Below are 26,166 nucleotides of genomic sequence, written 5' to 3' on the forward strand. Positions count from 1 at the left end.
AAATTAGCTTTTTTGCTGTTGTGTGCTCGGCTTTTAGTACCATCAATAGCAATGATGTCGCCACCAATTAAGTCGGCATCTTTTAAAAAAGTAACAAAGAGTTTGAATAGTTTTTTAAGTCCTGATGGATTGTCTTTTCTGAAATCAGAAATACTATGGTAATTAGGAACTATGGCGCATAAAAGCCATTGAAGCTCAATATTTCTAACGCATTCTTTTTGTAGTTTTCTAGAACTGCGAAGTCCATTGAGATACCCATAAAGATACAATTTAAGGAAGATTTTAGTATCAAAACCAGGACGTCCTTCTGATTTGATCGTTTGAACCGAAAAACCCAAAGCTTCTAAAGATAAAGCTCCTACAAAAGCATCTATAAATCGAATAGGATTTTCTGATGAAATAGTGTCATCTAAACTAGAAAAACACATTTGATTACGCTGTATTCCTGTGATGTGTTCCATCATTAAATATACGACTTTTAATCCTCTTATTAAAATAATTTGACTATTTTTGAAAGAATAAAACGTTAGTTTTTTCACAGACTGACGTTGTAAACAAGCTAAAAAAAATAGTGAATAAATGAGAGAATTTAGGAATAACGGAGCAATAGGAGCAATTTTAGATGAATATGAAAAGGCAGTTATCGAACTTGACAAAGTGATATCCGATGTTACTAATAATGAATTAATTAAAATAATCGATAACGAAACAACCAATTCGGACTGTAAATCAATTCAGACAATACTAACTCATCTGATTCGTGCTGGAAATATTTACGTTCTTGAAGTTCGAAAAATGTTAGGAGAAGAAATAGAATATACTGAAAGGAAAATATTTCAAACTACTCGTGAATATCAAAGCGAATTAAAAATAATGTTTGAAAATAACGAAAAGCTATTTAAGGATTATCCAAATATTGAACTTGAGGAAACTAATAACGAAAAGAAAATATTAACCAAATGGAATCAACAATATGACGTTGAACAATTATTTGAACACGCTATTGTACATATTCTAAAACATCGGAGACAAATAGAGAAATTTAAACAAATAATGAGCGGAAAGACCAGCCTACAACACCGCATATAAACTATTACTTGGTCTTTGTTCACTTGGAAGATCTGCGAATTTCCCAAAGCTATTTTTTATTTAGAGAGGTTTGTGCCGAGACACGCCACAGCTCATATACCAAACGTTGTGCGAAACCTATAAAAATCACATATAGAAAATATAAAAAAATGAAACATATAATATTAATCTTTTTTCTTTTTGGAGTTTTAAACTCAAATTTTCTTCTAGCTCAGACTAGTAGTTTCAAATATTACAATTTTCAATTTAAAAATTTAGAAGTTGGGGATGAAGTATTTGATGAAGCTGAAAAAAAGCGAATAAACAGTGACGAAGTAATTGTATCACTAGTAATAAATTCTGATTGCAAAGCAGAAAAATTTAAAATAGAAAGCCCTGGAAAACTAAACAGCTTTAATTTAGAAATTGAAAAACAAGCAAAAAAAATAATGGTCAAATTTCAAGAAGAAATTAAATGCAATAATAAAATCCCAACAATATACAGATTTCCAATAAAAATTAAATTTTCGTCTTAGGCATCGCACAACAGCGGTGACCGTTGCACAACATCATTCAAAATCAAATTTCTTGATAAAATCAATAAAACCAACCACATTTAAAGACATTTAAGCGAGGTTGGTTTTTACGTTTTGTGTCGTTTTTAGAAAATATGAACTGCTTAAAAAGGCTGTTTTTAGGTCATGAAAATGCATTTTGAGTAAGCTTTGTTCTTTCTGCAGTTCTAGTTGCATTTGCTGCACATGTAGTGTGGGTTTTTTAACAACAAATCGTAAATATTTCTTTAAGTTATAAGTCAAGGAAGCCATCAAAACGTGTTTGTTTGCGTTTTTGATTCCTCTAATGTTTACTAGATTACTCACTTTTTTTATTTTTTTTTAGAGTTCGTGAATGCTGAAGCATTTCATGTCAGTAAAATTTACCAACGTAGCGATCACAGGTTAGACGGTTTTACGTCGTACTCTAACCATTTTCTTGGTGCATGCCGAGTTTTTATTGAGTTTTTGGCACATTCGGTCGTAATGCTATTTGTGGATGTTGTCGTCTCCTTTTTTTTCCTTGTTCTTTTTCCTAAAATCAGAAATATAATAGGAATTATCATGCATAAAAGCCATTGAAGTTCAATATTTCTAACGCATTATTTTTGCACATTTCTATAACTACGAATTCCATTGAGATATCCATAAAGATACATTTATGGAAGATTTTAGTATCAAAACTAGGGCGACAATTAAGATTTGATCGTTTAAACCGAAAAACCCAAAGCTTCTAAAAATAAAGCTCCTACAAAAACATCTATAAATCGAGTAGGATTTTCTGATGAAATAGTGTCTTCTAAACTAGAAAAACACATTTGATTACGCGGTATTCCTGTGATGTGTTGCATCATTAAATATACCACTTTTAATCCTTTTATTAAAATAATTTGACTATTTTTGAAAGAACAAAACGTTAGTTTTTTCACAGACTGACGTTGCCAACAATATCACAAAAACCGAACAGAATGAAGAAAATTTGGACTTTAGCATTGATTTTTACGTTCGGATTAAGTTATTCCCAATCTGAAAAAGAAAATAACGGAATTGAAAACGACTCAATCTTTATCGGAAATTGTGAGAGCGGAACAAAACGAGCAATAAAAGACGCCGAAAATAAAGTTTATAACTCTTCTTCTTATGGTTTGAAAATGAAAACGGAAGATGACTGGAAATTCGATGAGTTCTATGAAAAATATATGGAATCGAAATATGGAATTTTAATTAAAGATGGAGGTTGTGTCAGAACCCCTGATTCAAAATGCTACACGGAAAAAATGAAAGAGATAATCGCAACGGAATTCGGCTCTGAAATATTTAAAAAATCGAGAGAAGAAGCTAAAGCAAAATATAATAAAAAGAAATAAATACTGTTGGCAACACCGTGTATAAATCATTGCTGAGTCTGTGCTTAGCTGGAAAATTCTTGGGAATTTTCCAGCGTAGTTTTTTACTTTTAATGGTTCGTGTGTGAGACACGCAACGGTCCATACACAACGACGTTGGTGGCAATTTTGCAAGACATCTCACCTACATTAATTAACAAGAAATAAATAATGAAATTAACAATTACAATCGGACTTCTTTTAATCTCACATCTTACATTTGGACAAGAAAAAATTCAAAAAATAGACAGTTTACTCAATTCTCTTTATTCAAAAGAGAAAATCAATGGAAATGTTCTAATTGCAGAAAAAGGGAAAGTTATTTATAGCCGTAGTTTTGGACTTGCAAACGAAACAACAAAAGAAAAATTGAACGAAAATTCGATTTTTGAATTGGCATCTTGTTCAAAGCAGTTCACAGCTATGGGGATAATGATACTTAAAGAAAAAGGGAAGTTGAATTTGGACGATGATGTCAAAAAACACTTACCCGAACTTTCTTTTTATAAAGGTGTAACTGTAAGGAATTTATTGAATCATACTGGAGGTCTACCAGACTATATGCAGCTTATGGATAGTTTATTTGACAAATCTAAAATTGCCACTAACAAAGACATAATTAATATATTTAGTAAACATCAACCAAAAATATTATTTGAGCCAAATACTAAATGGGAATATAGCAACACAGGCTATGCACTATTGGCATCAATAATTGAGAAAGCATCGGGTTTGACATACGCTGACTATCTAAACATAGCTATTTTTCAACCGTTGAAAATGAAAAATACCTTTGTGTATACTCGTAGATTATCGCCAAAGAAAATTGACAATTATGCTTTTGGTTATGTTTACTCAGATAGTTTGAAAAAATATGTTTTACCAGACGAATTGAAAGAAACCAAAATGGTTATTTGGCTTGATGGTATTGTTGGAGACGGAACAGTTAATTCAACTGTAAAAGATTTATTGATTTGGGATAGAGCTTTATACGCAAATGAATTACTCACTAAAGAGGGGATGAAAGAAGTTTTTGAATTAGCAACTTTGAAAGACGGATCTAAAAGGAATTATGGTTTTGGTTGGGGAATTGAAGAAAATGCTGATTTTGGAAAAATTGCAAACCATAATGGTGGCTGGCCAGGTTATGTAACTTTTATCGATAGACATATTACAAATGATAAAACAATAATAATACTTCAAAATCACAACAACGTTTCAATTCCTTCAAAAGCAATTAGAAGTATTCTATATAATAAGCCATTACCTGTGCAAAAAATCAGAAAAGAAGTTATTATTACAACTGAAGATCTTCAAAAGTTTATAGGGACTTATGAAGTTGAAAAAAATTTTGAAATCAAAATTTCATTAGATAAAGACCAACTATTTTCACAATTGACAGGACAAAATACGTTCCCCATATTTGTAGAAAGTGAAATGTTGTTTTTCTATAAAGTAGTAGATGCACAAATTCAGTTTGAAAAGAACGAAAAAGGAGAAATTTCAAATTTGTTTTTATTACAGAATGGAAATAAGATTGAAGCAAAACGGACGAAATAAAAACTGCCACCAACAGCCGTTACAAGAGATTTGGGCATTTGGCTGAATTTAAAGATGGTTTTGTACGTGGAAAACTTGTGTTTAATGGAAAAAAACTCGCATCTTTAATCCCAAACATCTTGTAGCGCCAAGACGTTAGGGCTTATTAAAAATAAACAATGGAAGAATTTAAAATAGAATCTAAAGGATCAATAATTGGACTAATAATCAAGATTGTTGTTTTCTCAATAATAGTAAACAAAGCTTTTAACTTGGTTGAAAAGATTATTGGACAGAATTCGATTATCAATTGGATTCTAATTATTGGTACAATCGCATATTTCATTTATGGACATATAACGGATAAAACCGTATTGACAATCGCGGACAATAAAATATTAAGCGAATCTGATATTGGATTTCCTAAGAAAAATGAAATAAAAGAATTTGATTTAAGCACAACAGATAAAATACGTCTTATTCAAACGCATAACTTAGTATATGGGAAAAAGACGATGGAACTGATTGATGTAAATGGAAATAAACAGATTGTAGAACTTAAATTGAGATATTATCAGCTTGTTAAGCTTCAAGAATACTTAAAGGAAAAATTGCAAATAGAAACAAGGCTAATTGGATAAAACATAAAAAACAAGTCCTAACAATGGCTATATTTAATACGGGTTTTGGTGCTTAACCTAAAGTTCTGTGCTTTTATCAAGTCCGCAAAATTTTCAATTTTGTGTGGCTATTAAAAACAAAGAAAAAATTAAAAATTTGGCTAAGTGCCAGTTCGAAAGTTAAGTTCTCTGAATTCCCGTACTAACCATAGCCTAAACGTTAGTGTCAAGCTTACATAAAATACTGCAAAACAAGAACATAGAACAAATAATGAGATTTATTTATAAAATATTAATTGGAATTTTTGTCGCCTATTTTTTGGCTGTATTTGCATTCACATATGAAGAAAATTACAGAGATATAATCAGAAATCTATATCAACAATTAACAGAAAATAGAATTACATTTAAGAATTTCGGAAAGTATTTTCACTTTGCGACTGGCGAATTTGTTTCAGCTTTTGTAATCTTTATAATTTCAATATTTTTATTGTTAAAAAGGCAAGAAAACAGAAAGCGAATAAGAAATATAATACTTGGAACCTTACTTTTGATTATATCTACCATTCTTTTTTGCTACATAGACAGTAATGGGAAATTAATTGAATGTACAGCTTGTGACGATGGAAAAAGAGTTTTAGGATTTAATGATGTAAAATACGATTTGATATTTATTTCAAGTTTAATTTTTGGAATTTTGCCAACAATTATAACGGAAATTAGAAACAGAAAAAAAGCCAGCCACTAACAGCGGTGACCGTTGCAGAACATCATTCAAAATCAAATTTCTTGATAAAATCAATAAAACCAACCACATTTAAAGACATTTAAGCGAGGTTGGTTTTTACATTTTGTGTTGTTTTTATAAAATGTGAACTGCTTAAAAAGGCTGTTTTTAGGTCATGAAAATGCGTTTTGAGTAAGCTGTGTGCTTTCTGCAATTCTAGTTGCATTTGCTGCACATGTAGTGTGTTTTTTTTAACGACAAATCGTAAATATTTCTTTAAATTATAAGTCAAGGACGCCATAAAAATTTATTTATAGACATTTTTAATTCATATAGTATCTACAATTTTGAAAAATATAAAAGCGATCGAATTTAAAAACTATCGCCAAAAAAAACGCAATTAATTGGCGGTCAGAATTGATGTTATTTAAATAACCAACTAGCATTATTTTGAAGAAAACAATTGGGTCAATGCTCTCTTGCCCTCCCTTACCATAGTACTTTTCAGTGGCTTTTCTTAGAAAATGTAAGTCGAACGCATCGCCTACTCGTCTATAGAAATTATCCGCTGGAACTAAATCAATTAGGTTAACCGAAACGAATAATTGGTGTGCGTAATTCTTTTTTCCTTGCATTATTAAAAACACAAAAAACATCGTTTTTATCCCAATTTTTTTAGGTATATTTGATAGTTATGCAACAAGCATAGTGGTTTGCGAAAATGGCGAAATATGTGGTAAATTCACATTTATCTTAGCTTAAAATAATAAGTCACTAAGTTCGTAACCTTGCAAAGCCACAAAAAATTATCGGCAATTTCACAAAAATAGTATATGAAAATCGAGATTTTTTTAATAATAACTTTTATTTCTTCTTTTTGCTTTTCGCAAAACAAACTAAATATCTATACAAATGATATCGATAATTTTTGGATTGCTTTTGACAGCATAACAAAAACTAATAATGAGCTAAAACAATTAAATTTTTTACAAAAATTATATTTGGACAAAGCAACGGATGGATTAAATGATTTTATAGTTTCGCGTGAACATACCGCGGAAAGACATTTAGACAATATAAAAAATTATCCGAAATTTTGGAATTCAATAAGACCAAAAACCGAAGAAATAAAAAACTATACTCTAAAGATAGAAAAAGTATTTAAAAACTATCATAATATATATCCTGACTTTAAAGAACCTGAAATTTATTTTACAATTGGAGTTTTGAATTCGGGCGGAACAACAAGTCCGAACAAAATTTTAATAGGCTCAGAAATTGCGTGTGCAGACAAAAACACAAATGCTTCAGAATTAAACGATTGGCTCGAAAAAGTTTTTAAACTTAATAATGGCGTTGTTGCAATGGTTGCTCACGAAATTGGACACACACAACAAAAGGACGGCGATAGTGAAGATGACGGTAAATCCAATTTGTTAGGATATTGTATTAGAGAAGGAATGTGTGATTTCTTAGCTGAATTAACTTACCAAAAAATTTCTTCTCCTTATATGATTTACGGTAAAGAACACAGAAAACAACTTTGGACAGAATTTCAAAAAGAAATGCTGACACAAGAAACAAAAAATTGGCTTTACAATGGAAATGATGCACCAAATGGAGTTGCTGATTTAGGATATTTTATGGGATACGAGATTTGCAAGTCTTATTACAAAAACTCCAAAGACAAAAAAAAGGCAATTGACGAAATGTTGAAATTAGAATATAATGCAAAAAGCGTAACGGAATTCTTGAAAAAATCAAAATATAACGGATAAAGAAACTGCCACTAACAGCCAACTGGCTCAACGGCGGGCGAAGTGCAAATATGAACCGCAGTACAATAAATATCGTGCGTAAAGACAGGTTAGTGCATCTAATTTGCCACTGCGCTAGCTGCCAAAACGCTATGCCTTAATTTGAAATGAAAGAAACCTCAAAAAAATATTCGTCAGAAGAAGTTCTTGAAATTTTCAAAGAACAACATCGACTTTGTAGTCCACTTGACTGCGAAGCAGACCCGTGGGCAGAAATAACTGCTGAAATGACAATAAGAGAATGGAGATGGGCTAACGACTTATTAGGATGGAAAGAACTGAGTGAATTTCTTAATCAAGAATTCCGAATTGACATAACCGAAAAAGAATGGTTTGACAGTTTAGAACCCGCAAAAAAGAGAAAATTAATTGATGTTTGTAAACTGATTTCCAATCACGCTTTAAAAGATAATTACGGACCAAAGAAACTATTTGGCCAACCTTGTCTTAAAGCAGTTGTATTTTTGACGATAAAAAGAAACTTAAAACAAAAAGGTGTTAATGTTTCAGAATTGAAACCTTCTTCAAGTTTGGCTGAATACATGGATAAAGATTTTTCACCTGTTTTGGAAGAAATTACTTTGACAGGCACAAGACCAATAGAAAAAATTGAAACAAAAAGAAGAGCCAAAACTAGAACGAAAGGATTTTGGAACTCAATAAACATTTTTAATCCTGAAAGACAAGAATTAGTAATCGGAGAAGTAAAAACTTTCCGAGATTTAGTCGAAAAAATAATTGAGGAGAAAAAGAACAACAAGGCATAACTTTCGTTTGGCAATATTGGCGGGATTTGCCTTAATTGCAAGATGGTTTTGTACTTGTAAACTTTTGTCATAAATTTACTCAACTGCCAAAGCCACCAAAAGTTAGCGGCAATAGTAAAAAGCACTACAAACCAAACATATCCTAACAAAAAAATATCTGCTTATTCATGAATAAAATACAACCAACAAAGAATATTCAAAATAAAGTATGGCATACTTTTATCTTTAGTTCTGCTTGGGGTTGGTTTCAAAAAGCAATTGTATTGATAATTTTCTTTTTAATAATAAATCATTTATCTAAGCGCGAAAATTTTCCTGATAGTGAATCTTATAAATTTCCTTTAGAAGGATTTCTGTCTTCTATTATTTTATGTATTCTCATTGGAATCATAGCACATCTTAATTTTAAATTTTACAAGAAAAAGTATTTCTCTAAAAAAGTAGAACTTGTCAGTGTCATATCGTACATGGCTTCTAGTCTAGGATATATTATAATTATGTATTTTCCTGTAAATATTATTTTCAATATAGTTGCAGGTGGACAGACAGAGTTCTATTATTTATTAATTGGATTGCTAATTACCTTATTACTGAGTTTTATTCTCATAGGTTTACGATATGCAAAAGACATATACAATTTATATAAGTTATCCATAAAAGATGCCGAAATTACAATTGAAAGTGGCGCCAAAATAACAAAGCTTTCGTATGAAAATATTGCATGCTTTTACAGCGAATATAAAATTGTTTACACTGTTCAAACTAATGGCAAAAAAATTAACACCGATTTTACATTGAACGAACTCGAACAAAAAATAAACGATCAATTGTTTTTTAGAGCCAATCGCCAAATTATCATTCACAAAGATTCTGTAAAACAAATTGAAAAGATTGAAAATGGAAAGTTAAGTATTAGGTTAAAAGCTTCCATTGAAAACGATGAAATAGGTGAAATAAGTATAAGTCGTTACAAAAGAAAAGCATTTATAGATTGGTTTCAATAAAAGATAGACAAGACTATCGACTATTCAGTTTTAAATTATCTACCATTCAGTAAAAGCACACGTATTTAAAGGGATTTTTAGAGAATCTATTCATTATTTCGCTTAGCATTTAAAATCAGAAAACAATGAATAAAATCACCTTAAAACAAACAATAATTCCTTTAATTACTATTACAATCATCTTCTTTATGTGGTTTGGACCAATCACTAGAAGTATGATAGAAAATATCATTATTTCTATAGTAATCATTATAGCGAATTATATAGAATATAAAGGAAAACCATTTGCAGCACTTGGGTTTCAACCTGAAAAATTCACGCTCAAAAACATCTTAGTACTTGCTCCATTAGTTGCACTAGGTCTCTTTGCATTTTATGTATATGCATTGGTTCCTGGTATTACAAAACTCACAGGAGCTCCTATAGATTATTCAAGTTTTGATCAATTGAGAGGAAATCTCCCTGTGTGTTTTTTTGCTTTATTGTTAGTATGGAGTGCTACGGCATTTGGAGAAGAAATTATCTTTCGAGGCTATTTTATGCGACAATTTGTAAAATTCTTTGGAGAAAGCAAGGTCAGCATTTTTATTAATATTATCCTATTTGCTTCTTTTTTTGGTTATATGCACGGCCAACAAGGAATTACAGGTCAACTTGTTACAGGGATTGTCGGAGGTCTGTTATCATTATTATTCTACTTGAGAAAATACGATTTATGGTTTATTGTTGCTGTACATGGCTTTTTTGATACCATTGCTTTAATTTGTATTTACTATGGTTTGGCATAACAATTCCAAGTTACTACAATTGTAATTTGAAATCACGGAATAAATACTTGCGAGCCGTTTGCCGAGATTGGGGATTTAGTGGAATTAACGTTTTTTATCATATCTTCGTTTAGGCAGAAAATACTCTGTTATAAAGTCTGCGACCTCGCCAAGCGCTAAGGTGGCATAGCCAATTTTAATACGATAGCAAAATGATATGAACGGAATAAAAAAACACAGAGGACTTAAAAGATATTATAGAAATCTTGCGACTGAAAATGACCTGGACAAGACGACTTGGCTTGACTTTAACAAACCTGACAATTGGTTTGATAATTGCCATCTTCATTTTGACTGGAAAGGTTACGGTAACAACAGTTTTAAGAGACGGAAACCACACTTAGACAAGTTGTTTAGACACTTTGACCTACTCGCTGACAAGACAAATAAATTAAAAATTGAGTTTCAACTTTATTCCATTTTGCTTGACTTTAACAGTTATAGTGACGCGTTATTCTTGCATACACCTAATCCGAATAACAGTCAATTTCCCTTTAAAATTTCGGACTTGCAGTTGACAACAACATTAACAAACAAACAACTAAATGACTACATCAATAACTTGGACGGCTACGAAAAACTATATGGACAAGCGAACGAAGCATTCTGTTTAATATTCAAGAAAAATCTGGGACAACCTTTTTGAAGAAAGAAAAACTGGCTATAACACTGACTACCCGAAAGGCTGGATTTAGTGCTTCGCAGACAGAATTGTGCATGCAGAAAGTTCCGTGCTTCGAATGAAGTTTAGTGGTAAAATTCCCGCCCTTAGGTTCGCTGCCAAAGATGATAAGCTATTTTAGTACGACACATCTATGAAAGAATTTAAAACTTTGTTGACAATCTTTTTTTTGACACTAGGACATACAATTGTAGCTTGTGACTGCGGCTCTCATGGTTAATTTTTAACTGTTGCACCAAAAAAAACTTGTTGCATTAGTAAAAGTGACAATACATTTGACATTTAAAGATATTTATGAGGAAAAAACACCAATGTCCATGGAAGTTGAAATCATAGAAATCTACAAAGGAAAAGAAACAAGAAAGAAGGTAATAGTCTGGGGTGATAATGGCAATTTATGCCGACCATATCTTTCAAGATTTGACGTAGGTAAATTCTAAGTAATTGCATTTGACAGCGGTTCAGAAGATGCAAAAGGATTTGCTCATAAGAACGAAAAAATAACGGACTACTCTATCTAAGCTTGTGGCGACTACTGGCTAAATGCTGACCTAGAAAAACAAATTGCAACGGGATCCGTAACTAATAAACTAATACGAATCAGTTTGGTAGAATTAAAAGCTAAACTGACGAAAAAATAAAAACAGCTTACAACAACAGTTAAAATAAATTGCGTAGGCAAGGTTATACTGCCGAATTTTCTCCGAAAATTCAAAAGTATACGTTATATTTGTTTTGGCTTTGTCTTGGCTTTTCGCCACTTCTTTTAGCTTCAAAACGTTCTACAACATTCGAAACAAACATTCTTCGTAGCATTAATAGTAGTAATCGAAATAGTTTCTGGCTTTAAAAATAATAACATTCTGAATTCAAAAAACATGACGGAATTACCAAAGTTCAAATACCAACCGAACGCACTCGAATTAGGAATAATTGAAAAGAAAAATATTTATTGTCCTGTTTGTGAGAAAAATAGAGATTATTCTTATTCCGGTGGAATTTACGCTGTGGAAAAAGTTGAATATATCTGTCCTTGGTGTGTTGCTGATGGAAGTGCGTCTAAAAAGTACAATGGAATATATATTGATGATGCTTCGTGCGAAGACGTTTCTGACCAAAGCAAACTAACTGAATTAGTTACGAAAACACCGAAGTATGTAAGTTGGCAACAAGAAAATTGGCTTGCACATCACGACGACTACTGCTCGTTTGAGAAATATGTGGGATGGAAAGAAATTGAGCATTTAAAAGAAAATTTATCAGAAGATATAGAAAGAATAAAATCAGAGTATGGATTATCGCAATCGGAATTTGAACAATTTTTAGTAAATGATGGCGGAATGCAAGGTTATTTATTTAAGTGTTTACACTGCGACCAACATCGATTACATATTGATACGAATTAATAATAATCAGAAGAAAGACGATACAGCACAAAGTATATGATTAATGGCTAGTTCTAGCCTACTTACGAAAATCCTCGCGAATTTCTATTCGGTTTTTATTTGCTACAATAGGTGTTTAAACACGCCACTACTCATACAAAAACGTTGCCCACAATATGAAAAAAACTTTAAGAAACACATTGACACTTGGATTTTTATTAATCGTAAGTACTTCTTTTGGACAAGATCTAGGATATGATATTCATAACACTTCACTGAATAAGTATATACAAATCGAAGAAAATTTAAAAAGTAAAAAAATACCAACTACTTCAAATCACGTTTCATTTAGCGGCGATGCTCAACCAATTAAATTCCAAAGAACGGAAAAGAAAATAGCGGACTTAATAACTTACTATTATTTTAAAGAAAAAGATTCTACGATGAGTTCTGTACTTTACGAATGGGATGTTTCAAATTTTGAAAATAAAGTTAATAATCAAAAACCTAAAAAATATCAAAAAGCATTTATCTCAAAATACAAAGAACTTAAAGAAAATATTGCAACAAAATTTGGAGAACCAAAAATAAAAAGAAACTACTCTAATATTAGTAAATTAGATTCCATAAATACATTTGTATAAAGTTCAAATTGGAAACCAAATGATAGTACCGAAATTGAAATGTATGTGACAGTTTCAAACTATTATAAAAAAACAGGTCCAATGACTATAAATCCGGTTCACAGAATAAGAGTATATATCAGAAACAAGACGAAAGAAGAGGGAAAATCAGTGCCAAAATTAGATGAGAAAAAACTTTCGGAATTAGGGAATATTAAAAATGAATTTTTCAAAACTTTAGAATCAAAAGATTTATCAAAATCGAAAGAATATTTAGCAGACATAATTAAAGAAACTGTAACTGACGAACAATTAAATATGTTGATTGCTACTATAGATTTTGAGAGAGAAACTGAATTAATTGATAGCGGCATACAGATGGGATTTGATGGTAGCATGTTTACAGTACTTCAATACAAGTATTCGGATGATAGTTCAAGTACGCCAAATGAAATGATTAAATTAATTTTTGACGAAAAAGATAAACTTGTAGGAATTCTGCCGGAGAAATTAAACGAAAAAGTAAAGGAATAAAATGCTGTTGGGCATCAATTTATTTAAACTATGGCTAAGTGGGTGCTCATCTAGAAAATTCCAGCAAAATGTTTGCGTAAATTTGTACTTGGAATAGTTAGGGATTTGACAAGCAACGGTGCATACGCATGAAGTCTCTAGGCAATTGTAAAAAAAAACCGTATGAAAAGACACTTTATAAATTTTATCTTTCTATTCCTTTGCTCAAATTTTATTTTTGGCCAATTCTATCCGAAGCACGATGAGTACAAGCATTTTTCAATTAGAATAAATAACGATACAATTAACTATCATATTTATTCAAAAAAAAAGTTGGACAAAGTACATAATTTTATCCTCTTTATTCCAGGTTCAGGTTCAAAACCTCTATTTACGATAAAACAAGACGGAAACTCAACTAATATTGCTAGTCAAATACCTTTTAATTTAGATGAAATTCCTGAAAAATATGCATTTGTTGTTGTCTCAAAAAAGTGTATTCCTTTCTCCGTCACAAATAAGGAATTTAAAACTCCAAAATGCTTTTTTGAAAATGAAGGTCTAAATTATAGAGTTTGGCAAAATGATGAGGTTATAAAAGAAATAATTTACAAACGAATTAAAAATGTTAAAAAGATTCTAACAATTGGCCATTCAGAAGGAAGTGATGTAGTAGCCAAACTTGCTACAATTAATAAAAAAATCACTCATATTGGATTTTGGTCAGGAGGTGGAAATACGCAGTTTTATGATTTTGCTTTATTTATAAGAAAAGAAGTCAGTGAAAATAAAATTGATGAGAAAATGGCAAAAGTGAAAATGGATTCGCTATTTAACGAAATAAAAAACATTCAAGCAGATGCTAATTCTATAACTAAAATTTGGAAAGGAAATACCTATCGACGGTGGAGTCAATTTTCGGAACCAGCAATTGTAAACTTATTAAAAATTGAGCAACCACTTTTTGTTGCATTAGGTGCAAAAGATGAATCTGTTCCAGTTGAATCGGGCCTATTAATTCCAATCGAGTTTTTGAACCATAAAAAAAAGAACTTAACTTTTAAACTTTTTCCTGATTATGACCATTCATTTAATAAAGTTCCTAGTAACGAAAATGAGGATTGGGAGTCACATTGGACAGCTGTTTTTAAAGAATTTTTATTGTGGGTAGAAAATAACTAAAGTAGATAATCGTAGTGATTTGAAAGCGTTGTTCTATTTAGTGGATCAATCGTAATCAATAAAATATACTACAAATAAATTAAAAATAGTTTTCAGAAGAAATACCATTTAGAACCCTGCAAAACTTTGTGCTTAATTTAAGAAAGCCGAAATGGATAGCAAAAAACTAACTTATAATTGGTGTATAAAAAATTAAGCTTTATCGAAAAACTAAGGGTTTGAACTGAAAAATCATAATTGGCCTGAAATCCGAACCTAAGATACCATCGAGATTGAAATTCAGAAACGAAATATAATGTCGTCAATTACAATTTTGGAATATGGTGATTTTTTGCAGATTTACATAGACCAAGATATAATTGCGACTAACAATTATTTCAAGAATGCAATTCTCAAAACTGATCACCAACTGAATTTGGAACTTGCTAATTTCTTTTATAATTTTGAAAGTTTAGGAGGACGTTCAATCGATCCAATCTATCACTCTGAAGAATTGAAAAATGCAGAATAAAACAGTATATACCAGACGGTATAAAGCTATGGCCTAGTCTTTCCTCAATTAGAACCACTTCGGATTTTCTATAATTTAGCTTATATTTGGAAAATTCATGCTTAAACAAATCATATTGATAAACGTTGGCTAAAATTTTCAAAAAAATGAAGAAAACTCAAATATTTTTAACACTAATTATAATATGCCTTTCTGGCCAAAGTTTTGGACAAGAAAAAGATTCACTGGAGTTTGAAAACTTCAAGGAATTTTTACCTTACATTATCAAAGGAATTCAAGATGAAAACCAATCAGATAATAATATAACCGAAAGGACTTCTGGAATTTTTGAAAAAACCTTGGTTATTAAAGAAAATAGACCGTAAAACGGCCGCTGTAATTACTTCTTCATTGCTATCTAATAAACACGTGAGAATTGAACAAGATCATGCTGGAAAATGGAATTTAAATATTTTATGTAACGTTGAAATTTCAGCTAACAATAATATACCTAAATCAAATAATCAGATTTTATCAAATGCTTTTATTGAGACTTTACATGTTGAGCTTTATGACGAAAATGGCATCTCCATTCTTGTTGAAAATGAAAAAGGACAATCAATAAAATCTAACTTCAATAGTGGTTCGGTAAATATAGATATTCCAATTACTGGAGAACATAAAAATGTAAATGGAATCGTAAATTTCACAGTTAACGAATATAGTAATCTATCCTATAAAGAGTTTAAAAAAAACAGTAAAAATGTAAGTTTTGACCTGGGCAATGTTCAAGGAATTAAGCTTCTTAGCATAGAAAAGAATAAAGCCTATCTGTTATTGCCCTCAAAAAATTCTGAAATTGAGATCAACGCAACAAATAAATCGAATGAAAATTTTGCCGAAGTTGCAAAACTTACAATTCCGAAGACTATTTATGATTTCTCAAAAAGAAAAGATTTGACAGATGAATCTATTCAAAATTTTGTCAATGAATTATCTTATGCAGATGCTTATAAAAATTCCCAGATCTTAATATTAGAAACAAATGGAATAATAGAAAACTTATATATTTATCTAAAGTCAGAACCAAAAGTACTTAGCACAGAAATTATAAAACTTCAACTATAGCTAACAATGTAAAAAAAAGCACAAATAGTGGTTAAACAAAGGCTTATAAATATTAACGATGTCTCCAAATCTTGAGATTAAAATTTCTTTTTATGTTATAATTGTACCTCTTCTGTCGGCTTTAATAAAAGTAATATAAAGTTTGGCTTGTGGCACATACGAAGCTTTGATGCTCATCATCAGCCCTAAATATTTTGTTCCAATCTTTAGCATTCAATTCAGTGAAACGTGAAAAAATCATACAACTTTTACGATTATAATCTCTTTTGAAAAATTAGAAAGTGATAAACAAACAGTCTTTTGAAAATTTAAAATTCAAATTTCTTAATGGAGAATTTGAAGATAAAATTAACAGCACCAATGACGCTTTAAAAATTATTTTGCAAATATCTTCATCTTTAACCTTTTTATCAATACTAATAATTACAATAGAATACAATTACACTTTTGAAAAGTCAAATTTTACAATTCTTGATGGATTATATTCAATTATAGTTTACGCAGCATTCTACTCCATACTATTTTGTTTTTTACCGATAACTGGACTCTTAATTGTGATTCAAATTGTAAACAGAAAAATAGAAATGGAAATAATTAAAACAAATATACATTTCAAACGAATCTTAATAAATTTTATTTTAATAATTTTAGCGGTATTAATATCTTTTTACTACTATAAAATACGAGTACTTTATTGAGAATAGAAGACTTAATTTTTGCTTATGTAACGAGCGAGTAAAATTTTTTATGCTGCTTTTAAGATAAAGACTGCTCAATTAAGTAATGAATAGACGTAATATCTCAGAACCGACAAGAGATTTGGGATAAAAGTGATAATGATTTTGCGAAAATAATTTCAAATATCCGACACGGAGAATCTTTGGAAAGTTTACAATCAACATCAGCAAGCCTTGCTCAGAAAGAAGGTGAAAAATATTTGAAAAGACAGGAAATTTCTAATATAAACTAGCAATAAAATAGATTTGGTCATTCAGGTGCTAATAATATTTTAAATTTTACAAATAACATTATACCTTCTTCTTCCTACATTGCTCAAACCAAAAACTTGATAAAATTTAAAAAAAATGAATATTGACGAAGTTATTGAGAATATAACGAATAGTCCAAAACTAACTTATGGACTTATTATATCAGTTTTAACACTGGTATTAATTGGCTACGTACGAAAATGGAAATGGGCAACAGACCCAACAGGAAATAGGGATAGTGTGCAACTTGTCGAATGGCTTGGCTATGAAAACTATCGGAAAATAATGATTGTGGCTTTAATCGTTGTAATTCTAATTTTATTCCTCTTATTCCTGAATACATAGTTAAGATTAATTTTATATCCAAAGCTCTTAAAAACAAAATTGCAATGCAAGATATACTAAACCTAAATAAAGAATTTGCTAACTATCTCGAGAAATCAACAGCACAAATGATATCCGATCTAAACGATATTTTATTCGACAAATCTGTGACATATCGTTTAAATTACAGTAAAGCATCCATTGTAACCTACTATTTTGAATATGAGTGGGATATTCTTGATATTGCATTTTGGGCAGTTAACAAGTCAGGAGAAGTGATTAATGAAATATTAATTTTACCTACGAAAAAAGACAGTAAAATTGATGCTACAGGTAAATGGAACTCATTTTTACCAGAGAAAATTGCAAAATTTATTTATGACTTTGAAAATAATTATGAGGGTGCAGATATAGACGAAGTTTTAGAAAAATATGAAGAAGAAAAACATATACTTTTCGAAAATTGGTTTTGCAACTGTTGGACGCAGACCATAAAAGAAACGGATATTAAAGTTAATGCGTATTTTTCAATTCACGACACAAACTATAAAACTAACTTAAATAATTTAGAACGTCGACCACATTTGTAAGTTGGGTTCTAGTAAAAATTATGTGATTTCGCTCGTACATAAGCTGAAATGATAGTTTTTATTATAATGCGACGTTTCAAAGAAGAACACGAACCATAAATATATTTAGCATTAAAAAAAATACATAATTTGAAGAATTTAATGATAATTAGCGGTATAATTCCTGCAACTATTACAGTTTATCTATGCTTCGTAGGACTATTTTTGATAACTCCAGATCTGTTTCTGAATTTTGATTGGTCGTCATTTCTCATTATCATTATATGTATTTTGGGTATAAGTGGTTATGTAGGGTTGCGGAAAAAACTCCTTAAGAAATCAAATAACAAAAAAAACATTGATTCGATTCTACTACTTGGAGGAATTTTAGGCATATGTTTTACATTGGCATTAGTTTTAGCTGCTAAAATAAAAATGAATTTATTTAATTTTCCACAAGATATTGGAAGATTGTTACTTTTTGTTTGGCCTGGAATTGTCGCGATTTCTATATTTAGAAAGCCTATGAAAACGAAAATTTAAGTAATTATAATTTCAATCGGCACGAGTTTCTAATACTTGATTTATTTTATAAAATCACTTTAATCAATTACTTTTACAATCCAAAAATTAAAAAGATTATTTAGCGGTGATTTTACGCGCTGTTAGCGAACGAGGAGTTAGAAATAGAAATGAATATCACAAAACAAAATTTTAGCGAATTAGAATCTGAACCTAGTTGGTTGATAACAAAAGTATTACGCTTAATCTTAACGATTTTTACTTTTATTATGCTTGTATTATTTTACAGCATGCCCATTCTATTTTACATGGAAAATTATTTTGATGCTATTGTAGCACTAATTTTCATTCCAGTTTACTATTTAGTACTAACTTTATTGATTGTTAAATTAATCGAACATATACTCAAAGTTAAACCTACTGCGATTGAATATATTATTGTAGATAAAATCGGAGTACATTATCATCGACTAGATGGGGAAATTGAATCCGTATTTTATAAAAATTTAGAACGCAGTCCACTCGGGATAGTTTACGATATTTATCCTCGGACAGTTGCGCTTTCAACTGCACCTGCATTATTAATAGTACGAATAAATAGATTAGAACACGCTATAAATTTTCGTAAAACAGATTTGTTTTATAGCTATTACACTAAAAATCACAGAGCATTATTAGCTCACTTTATAAAAGGAGTAAAAATATTTAGACCAGACCTTCGCATTTCATCATCCGTTTATTCTGAATTTTGTATTGACGAAAAAACAATGCAGTTTAATAAAAGACTATACTGGAAAACTATCGCAATGGTACTTGTATTCCTGATTATAGTAATAATTTGCATTGAACTTTACATGAAGTATCGATTCGGCTCTTCCCTACTCAATCCAAAGGAATAACTTCAAAATTAACAAAATACATCTTGTGCGTAAAAGTTAATAAATCTTAATTCATGCCTATTTTATCTATAAAATTTTTCGAAGTCTTCTTACGGAATTTTGTATTTTTAATAATTCCTAAGTGTTAGATCTGATGAAAAATATACTTGAGACATTGGCACAAAAAATCGAAAAATAACAGAAAATAACACTCTTTACAATTGAAAAAACATCATCTGCTTCTACTATTAACGCTATTTACTTCCTGTCATAAAGAGAAGTCTACAACTCAAATAAATATAGTAGACAGCTATGCAACGAAAATATACTATGAATTAGAAATCTTAAATGATGACGACGAAAAAATTTATCAAGTAGACGAAAAAGGAAAATGTTCAGTAGTGCTTAGAAATGAAGTATTTATAGATAGTGTATATTTTGGCTCATTCGATGAGGTACATAAAGCTGTTCAAAAAGTAAATGAAGAAACGGAGAGCAGTAAGTCAAGTAAAATAGTTCAAAGAACTTCAATAGGCATAAAGAATAAAAGAAACAGTTACGAAGAAATATGGTCTTTTGACAACGAGTTAAATTTAAATTCAAACATTCCAAATTGTAAAAATTGCTATGGTTTATATGAAACAAAAATAGAGCTAGAAGATGGAATTACTAAATATAAAAACAAACGCGTTCATTGTTTAAAAGTAATTTTCAAAGAGGTTGATGATGGTGAAGGTGCCGCAACGAGAACGTTTTTTTATGCTAGAAATCTTGGCGCATGGAAGTTGATTAAAAGAGCAAAACTAAATACAGAAGATAAGACCTACACTGAGGAAGAATATGACGAAGCATATACCAACACCGATTGTGATTTTGGACCTTCTAAAAATAAAATAGAAATGACAATTGATTGTTTACTTGATTAAAAAATAGCTGGTTAGTTAAACAAAACGTCAAAAGCTTGCTCAAATTTTTTAATACGTTTGAATTAATAAATTGCATTTTATATTTACGAAGCTTATCCTTGAATAGTTGTGGCAAAAACCCACCGCGAATAATTACTAAAAAAATGATGAAGACAGCAATAGAGATCATTCTGATAGTAAATTGATTGTTCAGCCTGACAAAGAAGTTGGATAACAATTGATTAATGCAATTTTGAACACTATTAGAATTGAAGCAATAATTGATGAGTTTTATTTAAAAAACGAATGGTTTTATAAACCCTTTCACAATTGTATCTCTTTTTTCGAGTTTAATACCAACCGAAAAGCACCACTTTACTCGTGCGAAATGGACGGAGTAAATGAAATGACCTATCAAGTAAAAGAAAATAGAATTTACATTTCCGGATACGAAAGTCTTGCAATTGAGTAATCCACGGCTCTAGTTTCCTAACTTCGCATCTACTTACGTAGAGATTGGCTATTTAATGATATTCAATTTTTTTCATATCTTCGTTTCACTAGAAAATTCTCTTTTTTTTAATTCCGAACGAAGTTTAAGCGTTCCGCAGTTTCAAATAATTAATAAAATGATAGCTATAAAATCCAAAGCTGAAATTATTATCCCTTTCGATAAAATTGGAGATGAGAATTGGACAGAAAAAACGCGACTTATAATTAGTGACTTAGCAGAAAACTGGAACGATCAGCTAGAAGATCCAATTTCTATTCAAAGAATATCAGAATTAGAAGATAAACTCGGAACTGAATTACCAAATAATCTAAAATTATTTTATTTAAACTTTGGCATTGCAGGTATTGGAGAACAGTTACAAACTTTTGATGAAATAGGTTGGATAAAAGACATTTGGAAAGACCACAGCCAATATGGCCCAAATTTTACGGAAGAAGATAAAAAGCATTTACCCTTTCTAATTTCTTTTAGTGATTATTTAGGCAATGGAAATATGTTTTGTTTCCATAGTAAAACTAAAGAAGTATTCTACTTTGACCATGACACACAACCCTATTTGACTAAACTTTTTGATGACGTTAGTGATTATATTAAAGGTTGCCTAATTTCTTGTCAAGCAGATTTATTTAATCAAGAAATCGGTGAAGAAAAAGTAGAAATATGGTGTCAAGAAATATTAGAAAAATTATTTGGAAAGCATATTATTAAAAAGTGGAAATATTAAATTTTGAATGTTTTAAATAGTGTCTGAGTTGCCAATAAAAATAAATTTGAAAAAATTAAAACCTAACATACCAACATTAAGTCCTATACTATTTAGGAACAATTTCATCCAGAACAAAACGGACGAATTACTGAATCATGAAAATATCACTCAGTTTTTCATCCACTCTTTTAAAGAAGATGCAGTTCATCTAAATTTACCCCTTCCACCGCATAAAAACACTGTCAACGAATTTGTATTTATCACTAATGGAACCATGAAAAAGAACTTGGGGATTGAATCCTTTCAGCTAAATAAAAATGATTTCCTTTTTACGCCTAAAAACAATATTGCATCTACTGAATATATGTCCGAAGATTTAGAAGGTTTCTATTGTCATTTTTCTGATGAATTTGTTGGAGCAAATCCATTTTTAGAAACACTAAAAACACAAATCAGCAATCAAAACTACTTGCATATTCCACAAGAAGAAGTAGATAATTTAGTTTTTTTATTGACACGGATTGTGAAATTATATAAAAACAGCAACCAAAACCCAAATGATTTTAGATTGTTATCCTTTTATCTTTCAACTGTAATTGCAGAGCTATTTTTAACATTCGTAAAGCAGGAAAGTTCTGCAAAACAAAATAGTGCCATTCTTTCAAAGTTTAAGAAATTAGTAAATAAACAGTTTAAGAAAAATTTAGATATTTCAGAATACGCTTCGCAACTAACTATCACGCCCAATCATTTGAATAAAATCGTGAAGAATGAAACTGGTAAAACAGCTTCGCAAATCATTACAGAAATAACTGTTCTGGAAGCTAAGGTTTTACTTCTTCAAACTAAAATGACAATAAACGAAATAAGCATGGAACTAGGTTTTACAGATGCTTCGTATTTTAGTAGATTTTTTAAAAATTCAAATAACAATTCACCATCTAATTATAGAAAAATGATTGATTTGTGCTAATTTTGGCAGTAAACGTCCATATAAAATCAACACTAAAAATTTATCTTTGCATTGATTTAACAGATTTCTAAAATAATAGTAAATTCAATGACTAACGATATTAAAACACACGAAAGTAAGACATTTACAAATGTTGATTATACGGAAAAGACTTTAAGAGATAGAGAGTTCTATAAATGTATTTTTATAGGATGCAATTTTACAAAAAGTGATCTTATCGGAAATAGTTTTGAAGATTGTACATTTGAAACTTGTAACTTTTCAATGACTAACATTAAAGGAGCTGGGTTTAGAAACGCAGAATTTAAGGAATGTAAAATTATAGGTGTCGACTTTTCTGAATGCAATAAATTTCAATTTTCTTTTACCTTTTATAAATCTAGCTTGGAGTATTGTACCTTTTTTGGAACAAAATTATTGAAAACGAAATTCGCAAAATGCTCATTAAAAGAAACTGATTTTTCAGAAGTCAACTTATCTTCTTCTGTATTTTCCGAATGCGATCTTTCTGGAACAATATTTTCTAATACCATACTAGAAAAAACTGATTTTAGAACTGCAATCAACTATTCAATAGATCCCGACTCTAATAAATTAAAGAACGCCAAGTTTTCTGGATTCAATCTTGAAGGTTTACTTCATAAACACAAATTAGATATAGAATATAATCAATAATTAAAATTACAGCATCATCTGTTTTGAGAGATAAAAAACGACTACCTAATGGCAATCAATGGCTACAAATTGCCATAAAAAAATATAAATAAAACATTAATTTATCATATGAAAGATACAATGCTGATTGTTCACTTCATCGGATTAGCGATGGGATTAGGCACAAGCTTCGCACATGCTTTTTTAGGCAAAACAATATCGAAATTGGAACAAAGTGAGGCTGCGAAATTTCGTGTTCAAATAAAGGGCTTGAGTCAAATGGGAACTACTGGAATAATAGTATTAATTGTGTCAGGGATTTATCTTTTAATACCTTACTGGTCCATAATAAATACATTACCGCTCTTAATTTTAAAATTGGTTTTATTTACTGTTTTAGTCATTTTAATAGTACTAATTAATAGAACTGCCAGAAAAAATCTCATAAATCACAATGACGTTAATTTAAAACGAATAGGAATTCTAGGACAACTTACCTTAATTATAAGTATTGTAATCGTTATCATTGCGGTGCACATATTTCATTAAAAGATTATGTAATAAGATCTTTAAATATTTATGTTGAGTAATTACCGTTTTGATAAAACTGCTACTTTATTAGTCGGAAAAGCAGGTTCTTTCAATTGGTACAATCAGTTTGTAATATTAAAATCTTAATAAAATACCAGCGGGCGCTTTGCACTGGTATTATTTTGTTATAAGTTTACGGAACTGCCACTAGCGCTACCACATTATGCCTCATTTTGACAAAAATCAAGCAACAAAAATACAATGATTAAAAACTGGACCTATTTTATTTTAACAATTGGGCTTATTTCCTGCGGACCTATTTTTGACAAACCCACAGCTACCAAACCTGGCGAAATTGAGGTAACCTGGGATGAAAATTTAACTGGAGACTTCTCTTTTAAAAACAACTGGGATTATCCCGAAGGTATTTATAGAAATCAATTTGACCAACTAAGTTCTGATGGTTTATGTCCTTCTGAAATTGACAGAATGAAAGACGAAAATGGTAAAATATATGAAGACTCTTTAAAAGCGTTTTATCAAATAGTTGACACTACTTACAAATTTCATACAATTCAAAGTGAAGCTTCGACGTATGAGTGGGCAGGAACTAATTTTACAACTGCAACAAAAATAAGTACAGATACAACTATCTGCTTTACACATAGTAATGTTGCAACACATAGCAACTTACTTTTAACGATAACAAACAATAAATGCATACCAACTATTGAAGTGAATAGTGTAGCTGGTTTTAAAGGTAAAAAAAGCTACAAATGCAAAAGTGGGTTGATTTCAATTGACAAGAAGCTGTGGGAAAAAGGAGTTTTAAAGGCAAAATTTGACTTTATTTTTGACCATCCTGAATATCCATCGACAACGATGTATTGGAGAGGAAAAATACATACTACTATTGAAAACAATTGAAGAAGCAAAAAACATGGCATACAACCTGAAATATGAACAAATATTCAATTTTTACTTAACCTTGTTTCTATATAATCTTAGTACATTCATGCACTACTTATGATAACATTTCTGCATGAATTTACTTGTTACGGCACAGCATATTCGACAATCATACTTAAAAACAATACAATTAATCTATTACGCTAGAATAGAATTAATTTAGGCATGTTCTTTTATGCCAGGCAGTTCGTTACATACGAAGTTTACAAAACTCCGATGACAATTAACACAATGTGAAGTAATGTCTTTGTTTTGTTTTTAAAAACTAGATAAAAAAGAATTTCCACTGCGTTCCCGTACCTTTTCTTCGCAGATGTATAAAATATAAATTTGGGGTTGATAAAATAAGATATTACATTATGAAGAATAACTATTTTAATTACTCTATATTTATTTTGCTTTTTATTTGGACTGTTTACACTCTGAAAAAGAGATACTTACGTCAAAGAAATTGAAAATAAAAATAACTAAATTAAAAGGAAAATTATAAAAGCGTGTTTAAGATATGGCTATTACGTGAAGGAGTATTCTTTCGGTTCTGATTCTCCAACAGATGAAAGATTAGGAAAAATAAGAGAACTGAATAAAGTCTTTATTCATATAGTAGCCCTTAAAAAAGCAACTTTTATCTTGATAAAAAATACCACAGACACTAACTGCAGACTTTTGAAGAGCAGATATTGCAAATATTGGTAAATCAGATATCTAGGATATCTCCTTACAACGATCGCGCGGATTTAAAATGCATATCCACAAAACAAATAAAAAATTTGAATTTAAAAGATCATCTTTCCCTATTAACCTGACTTTTTTTTCTACAAATCAATCCATTTTTCTTATAATAGAAGGTTAGACAAGGTCATTTAACTGCATTATTTTCGTAAAACACACTTGTTAATCGATTTTTTAACACCATTTTATGCTTAAAAAATAATTTTCCACCTCGAAAAATCAACTAAGTTCCCATAACAGCCATTATCCTCGGTGTAAAACTCTTAAAACCAGTAAAACCCAGCGATTTCTACTAGGTTTTGCGGTCTTTATTTTGTATAGTCCCTTTTGGATGGTATATGTATAACAAAAAAGCCCTATCATTACTGATAGGGCTTTTCAAAAGAAAGGCGGCGACATACTCTCCCACATAAATGCAGTACCATCTGCGCAATCGGGCTTAACTTCTCTGTTCGGTATGGGAAGAGGTGAGCCCCGACGCAATAACCACCTTAAAGGGTTTTGCAAGGGTAACTAACTGTTGCTAGCTAACAATACATAATATCTTAACATACTGAGATAAATAAATTTAAAGAAAGGTTCTCCTGAG

General features: G+C 30.3%; 30 protein-coding genes, 1 rRNA gene and 1 pseudogene. 28 read left to right on the plus strand and 4 right to left on the minus strand.

All coding sequences use genetic code 11. The features are described 5' to 3' along the window. Positions 1-464: transposase (locus tag ACFSX9_RS09620; protein WP_379807091.1), on the minus strand; the 464-nt coding region annotated here is incomplete at its 3' end. Between the two features lie 115 nt (positions 465-579). Here ACFSX9_RS09620 and ACFSX9_RS09625 point away from each other — a divergent pair. After that, entirely contained in the window at positions 580-1,089 is a 510-nt protein-coding gene (locus ACFSX9_RS09625; protein ID WP_379807093.1) for a DinB family protein, read from the plus strand. Between the two features lie 149 nt (positions 1,090-1,238). Further along, positions 1,239-1,604: a hypothetical protein gene (locus ACFSX9_RS09630; RefSeq protein ID WP_379807095.1), complete on the plus strand. Its 366-nt coding sequence runs from the start codon at positions 1,239-1,241 to the stop codon at positions 1,602-1,604. Positions 1,605-2,332: 728 nt separating this feature from the next. Here ACFSX9_RS09630 and ACFSX9_RS09635 read toward each other — a convergent pair. Next, positions 2,333-2,476: a hypothetical protein gene (locus ACFSX9_RS09635; RefSeq protein ID WP_379807097.1), complete on the minus strand. Its 144-nt coding sequence runs from the start codon at positions 2,474-2,476 to the stop codon at positions 2,333-2,335. Between the two features lie 114 nt (positions 2,477-2,590). On the opposite strand from ACFSX9_RS09635, the gene ACFSX9_RS09640 reads away from it, so the two are divergent. The 4 genes from ACFSX9_RS09640 (at position 2,591) to ACFSX9_RS09655 (ending at position 5,914) form a co-directional block, all read left to right on the plus strand. Then, on the plus strand, positions 2,591-2,989 hold the full coding sequence (locus tag ACFSX9_RS09640) for a hypothetical protein (RefSeq protein WP_379807099.1): 399 nt from the start codon (positions 2,591-2,593) through the stop codon (positions 2,987-2,989). 189 nt (positions 2,990-3,178) lie between these two features. Then, entirely contained in the window at positions 3,179-4,567 is a 1,389-nt protein-coding gene (locus tag ACFSX9_RS09645) for a serine hydrolase (RefSeq protein ID WP_379807101.1), read from the plus strand. Between the two features lie 158 nt (positions 4,568-4,725). Continuing rightward, positions 4,726-5,187, plus strand: coding sequence for a hypothetical protein (locus tag ACFSX9_RS09650; RefSeq protein WP_379807103.1), 462 nt, complete (start codon positions 4,726-4,728; stop codon positions 5,185-5,187). Positions 5,188-5,437: 250 nt separating this feature from the next. Then, entirely contained in the window at positions 5,438-5,914 is a 477-nt protein-coding gene (locus tag ACFSX9_RS09655) for a hypothetical protein (RefSeq protein ID WP_379807105.1), read from the plus strand. Positions 5,915-6,285: 371 nt separating this feature from the next. Here ACFSX9_RS09655 and ACFSX9_RS09660 read toward each other — a convergent pair. Continuing rightward, a pseudogene (locus ACFSX9_RS09660) lies at positions 6,286-6,528 on the minus strand (transposase); the annotation flags it as partial. A 198-nt stretch (positions 6,529-6,726) separates the two neighbouring features. Between ACFSX9_RS09660 and ACFSX9_RS09665 the strand changes: the two are divergent. From ACFSX9_RS09665 to ACFSX9_RS09770, 22 genes are all read left to right on the plus strand, one after another. Further along, positions 6,727-7,671 carry a gliding motility protein GldB-related protein gene (locus ACFSX9_RS09665; RefSeq protein WP_379807109.1) on the plus strand — a complete coding sequence of 315 codons (945 nt, stop codon included), beginning with the start codon at positions 6,727-6,729 and terminating at the stop codon, positions 7,669-7,671. A 146-nt stretch (positions 7,672-7,817) separates the two neighbouring features. Then, positions 7,818-8,477 carry a hypothetical protein gene (locus ACFSX9_RS09670; RefSeq protein ID WP_379807111.1) on the plus strand — a complete coding sequence of 220 codons (660 nt, stop codon included), beginning with the start codon at positions 7,818-7,820 and terminating at the stop codon, positions 8,475-8,477. A 167-nt stretch (positions 8,478-8,644) separates the two neighbouring features. Beyond that, complete coding sequence (locus ACFSX9_RS09675; protein ID WP_379807113.1) at positions 8,645-9,481, plus strand: LytR/AlgR family response regulator transcription factor; 837 nt, start codon at positions 8,645-8,647, stop codon at positions 9,479-9,481. A gap of 125 nt (positions 9,482-9,606) precedes the next feature. Next, positions 9,607-10,269 (plus strand): CPBP family intramembrane glutamic endopeptidase, encoded by a 663-nt coding sequence (locus ACFSX9_RS09680; RefSeq protein WP_379807115.1) that lies wholly within the window; start codon positions 9,607-9,609, stop codon positions 10,267-10,269. Positions 10,270-10,465: 196 nt separating this feature from the next. Then, positions 10,466-10,954 (plus strand): hypothetical protein, encoded by a 489-nt coding sequence (locus tag ACFSX9_RS09685; protein ID WP_379807117.1) that lies wholly within the window; start codon positions 10,466-10,468, stop codon positions 10,952-10,954. A 914-nt stretch (positions 10,955-11,868) separates the two neighbouring features. Continuing rightward, on the plus strand, positions 11,869-12,396 hold the full coding sequence (locus ACFSX9_RS09690; RefSeq protein WP_379807119.1) for a CbrC family protein: 528 nt from the start codon (positions 11,869-11,871) through the stop codon (positions 12,394-12,396). A gap of 155 nt (positions 12,397-12,551) precedes the next feature. After that, positions 12,552-13,019, plus strand: coding sequence for a hypothetical protein (locus ACFSX9_RS09695; RefSeq protein ID WP_379807121.1), 468 nt, complete (start codon positions 12,552-12,554; stop codon positions 13,017-13,019). Positions 13,020-13,100: 81 nt separating this feature from the next. Then, positions 13,101-13,532 (plus strand): hypothetical protein, encoded by a 432-nt coding sequence (locus ACFSX9_RS09700; protein ID WP_379807123.1) that lies wholly within the window; start codon positions 13,101-13,103, stop codon positions 13,530-13,532. A gap of 162 nt (positions 13,533-13,694) precedes the next feature. After that, positions 13,695-14,693, plus strand: coding sequence for a dienelactone hydrolase family protein (locus tag ACFSX9_RS09705; protein WP_379807125.1), 999 nt, complete (start codon positions 13,695-13,697; stop codon positions 14,691-14,693). A gap of 295 nt (positions 14,694-14,988) precedes the next feature. Further along, positions 14,989-15,204, plus strand: a complete 216-nt coding sequence (locus tag ACFSX9_RS09710; protein ID WP_379807127.1) for a hypothetical protein — start codon at positions 14,989-14,991, stop codon at positions 15,202-15,204. Between the two features lie 146 nt (positions 15,205-15,350). Beyond that, a complete protein-coding gene (locus ACFSX9_RS09715; RefSeq protein WP_379807129.1) occupies positions 15,351-15,569 on the plus strand; it encodes a hypothetical protein in 219 nt (72 codons plus the stop codon). Between the two features lie 43 nt (positions 15,570-15,612). Continuing rightward, positions 15,613-16,311: a hypothetical protein gene (locus ACFSX9_RS09720; protein ID WP_379807131.1), complete on the plus strand. Its 699-nt coding sequence runs from the start codon at positions 15,613-15,615 to the stop codon at positions 16,309-16,311. Between the two features lie 1,085 nt (positions 16,312-17,396). Next, positions 17,397-17,645, plus strand: coding sequence for an Imm17 family immunity protein (locus tag ACFSX9_RS09725; protein ID WP_379807133.1), 249 nt, complete (start codon positions 17,397-17,399; stop codon positions 17,643-17,645). Between the two features lie 44 nt (positions 17,646-17,689). Then, entirely contained in the window at positions 17,690-18,214 is a 525-nt protein-coding gene (locus ACFSX9_RS09730; protein WP_379807135.1) for a hypothetical protein, read from the plus strand. 671 nt (positions 18,215-18,885) lie between these two features. Then, complete coding sequence (locus ACFSX9_RS09735; protein WP_379807137.1) at positions 18,886-19,614, plus strand: hypothetical protein; 729 nt, start codon at positions 18,886-18,888, stop codon at positions 19,612-19,614. A 200-nt stretch (positions 19,615-19,814) separates the two neighbouring features. After that, positions 19,815-20,519, plus strand: coding sequence for a hypothetical protein (locus ACFSX9_RS09740; protein WP_379807139.1), 705 nt, complete (start codon positions 19,815-19,817; stop codon positions 20,517-20,519). Between the two features lie 232 nt (positions 20,520-20,751). Continuing rightward, positions 20,752-20,970: a hypothetical protein gene (locus tag ACFSX9_RS09745; RefSeq protein WP_379807141.1), complete on the plus strand. Its 219-nt coding sequence runs from the start codon at positions 20,752-20,754 to the stop codon at positions 20,968-20,970. A 157-nt stretch (positions 20,971-21,127) separates the two neighbouring features. Continuing rightward, complete coding sequence (locus ACFSX9_RS09750; RefSeq protein WP_379807143.1) at positions 21,128-21,736, plus strand: SMI1/KNR4 family protein; 609 nt, start codon at positions 21,128-21,130, stop codon at positions 21,734-21,736. A 46-nt stretch (positions 21,737-21,782) separates the two neighbouring features. Further along, a complete protein-coding gene (locus tag ACFSX9_RS09755) occupies positions 21,783-22,691 on the plus strand; it encodes a helix-turn-helix domain-containing protein (RefSeq protein ID WP_379807145.1) in 909 nt (302 codons plus the stop codon). 87 nt (positions 22,692-22,778) lie between these two features. Next, a complete protein-coding gene (locus tag ACFSX9_RS09760; protein WP_379807147.1) occupies positions 22,779-23,366 on the plus strand; it encodes a pentapeptide repeat-containing protein in 588 nt (195 codons plus the stop codon). A gap of 108 nt (positions 23,367-23,474) precedes the next feature. Then, complete coding sequence (locus ACFSX9_RS09765) at positions 23,475-23,894, plus strand: hypothetical protein (protein ID WP_379807149.1); 420 nt, start codon at positions 23,475-23,477, stop codon at positions 23,892-23,894. A 243-nt stretch (positions 23,895-24,137) separates the two neighbouring features. Then, positions 24,138-24,803, plus strand: coding sequence for a hypothetical protein (locus tag ACFSX9_RS09770; RefSeq protein WP_379807151.1), 666 nt, complete (start codon positions 24,138-24,140; stop codon positions 24,801-24,803). Positions 24,804-25,961: 1,158 nt separating this feature from the next. Here the strand turns inward: ACFSX9_RS09770 and rrf are convergent. Continuing rightward, a 5S ribosomal RNA gene (gene rrf / locus ACFSX9_RS09775) occupies positions 25,962-26,071 on the minus strand. Positions 26,072-26,166: the final 95 nt, after the last annotated feature.

Origin of the sequence: Flavobacterium ardleyense (genome assembly GCF_042686085.1) — a bacterium.
GTDB classification, from domain to species: Bacteria; Bacteroidota; Bacteroidia; order Flavobacteriales; family Flavobacteriaceae; genus Flavobacterium; species Flavobacterium ardleyense.

Coding starts and splice junctions, on each gene's coding strand:
- ACFSX9_RS09650 (WP_379807103.1), top strand. CDS start 4,726: ATGGAAGAATTTAAAATAGAATCTAAAGGATCAATAATTGGACTAATA.
- ACFSX9_RS09725 (WP_379807133.1), top strand. CDS start 17,397: ATGAATATTGACGAAGTTATTGAGAATATAACGAATAGTCCAAAACTA.
- ACFSX9_RS09640 (WP_379807099.1), top strand. CDS start 2,591: ATGAAGAAAATTTGGACTTTAGCATTGATTTTTACGTTCGGATTAAGT.
- ACFSX9_RS09710 (WP_379807127.1), top strand. CDS start 14,989: ATGTCGTCAATTACAATTTTGGAATATGGTGATTTTTTGCAGATTTAC.
- ACFSX9_RS09770 (WP_379807151.1), top strand. CDS start 24,138: ATGATTAAAAACTGGACCTATTTTATTTTAACAATTGGGCTTATTTCC.
- ACFSX9_RS09700 (WP_379807123.1), top strand. CDS start 13,101: ATGACTATAAATCCGGTTCACAGAATAAGAGTATATATCAGAAACAAG.
- ACFSX9_RS09760 (WP_379807147.1), top strand. CDS start 22,779: ATGACTAACGATATTAAAACACACGAAAGTAAGACATTTACAAATGTT.
- ACFSX9_RS09765 (WP_379807149.1), top strand. CDS start 23,475: ATGAAAGATACAATGCTGATTGTTCACTTCATCGGATTAGCGATGGGA.
- ACFSX9_RS09675 (WP_379807113.1), top strand. CDS start 8,645: ATGAATAAAATACAACCAACAAAGAATATTCAAAATAAAGTATGGCAT.
- ACFSX9_RS09690 (WP_379807119.1), top strand. CDS start 11,869: ATGACGGAATTACCAAAGTTCAAATACCAACCGAACGCACTCGAATTA.
- ACFSX9_RS09655 (WP_379807105.1), top strand. CDS start 5,438: ATGAGATTTATTTATAAAATATTAATTGGAATTTTTGTCGCCTATTTT.
- ACFSX9_RS09625 (WP_379807093.1), top strand. CDS start 580: ATGAGAGAATTTAGGAATAACGGAGCAATAGGAGCAATTTTAGATGAA.
- ACFSX9_RS09735 (WP_379807137.1), top strand. CDS start 18,886: ATGAATATCACAAAACAAAATTTTAGCGAATTAGAATCTGAACCTAGT.
- ACFSX9_RS09630 (WP_379807095.1), top strand. CDS start 1,239: ATGAAACATATAATATTAATCTTTTTTCTTTTTGGAGTTTTAAACTCA.
- ACFSX9_RS09665 (WP_379807109.1), top strand. CDS start 6,727: ATGAAAATCGAGATTTTTTTAATAATAACTTTTATTTCTTCTTTTTGC.
- ACFSX9_RS09680 (WP_379807115.1), top strand. CDS start 9,607: ATGAATAAAATCACCTTAAAACAAACAATAATTCCTTTAATTACTATT.
- ACFSX9_RS09670 (WP_379807111.1), top strand. CDS start 7,818: ATGAAAGAAACCTCAAAAAAATATTCGTCAGAAGAAGTTCTTGAAATT.
- ACFSX9_RS09685 (WP_379807117.1), top strand. CDS start 10,466: ATGAACGGAATAAAAAAACACAGAGGACTTAAAAGATATTATAGAAAT.
- ACFSX9_RS09730 (WP_379807135.1), top strand. CDS start 17,690: ATGCAAGATATACTAAACCTAAATAAAGAATTTGCTAACTATCTCGAG.
- ACFSX9_RS09635 (WP_379807097.1), bottom strand. CDS start 2,476: ATGATGCAACACATCACAGGAATACCGCGTAATCAAATGTGTTTTTCT.
- ACFSX9_RS09695 (WP_379807121.1), top strand. CDS start 12,552: ATGAAAAAAACTTTAAGAAACACATTGACACTTGGATTTTTATTAATC.
- ACFSX9_RS09705 (WP_379807125.1), top strand. CDS start 13,695: ATGAAAAGACACTTTATAAATTTTATCTTTCTATTCCTTTGCTCAAAT.
- ACFSX9_RS09715 (WP_379807129.1), top strand. CDS start 15,351: ATGAAGAAAACTCAAATATTTTTAACACTAATTATAATATGCCTTTCT.
- ACFSX9_RS09645 (WP_379807101.1), top strand. CDS start 3,179: ATGAAATTAACAATTACAATCGGACTTCTTTTAATCTCACATCTTACA.
- ACFSX9_RS09750 (WP_379807143.1), top strand. CDS start 21,128: ATGATAGCTATAAAATCCAAAGCTGAAATTATTATCCCTTTCGATAAA.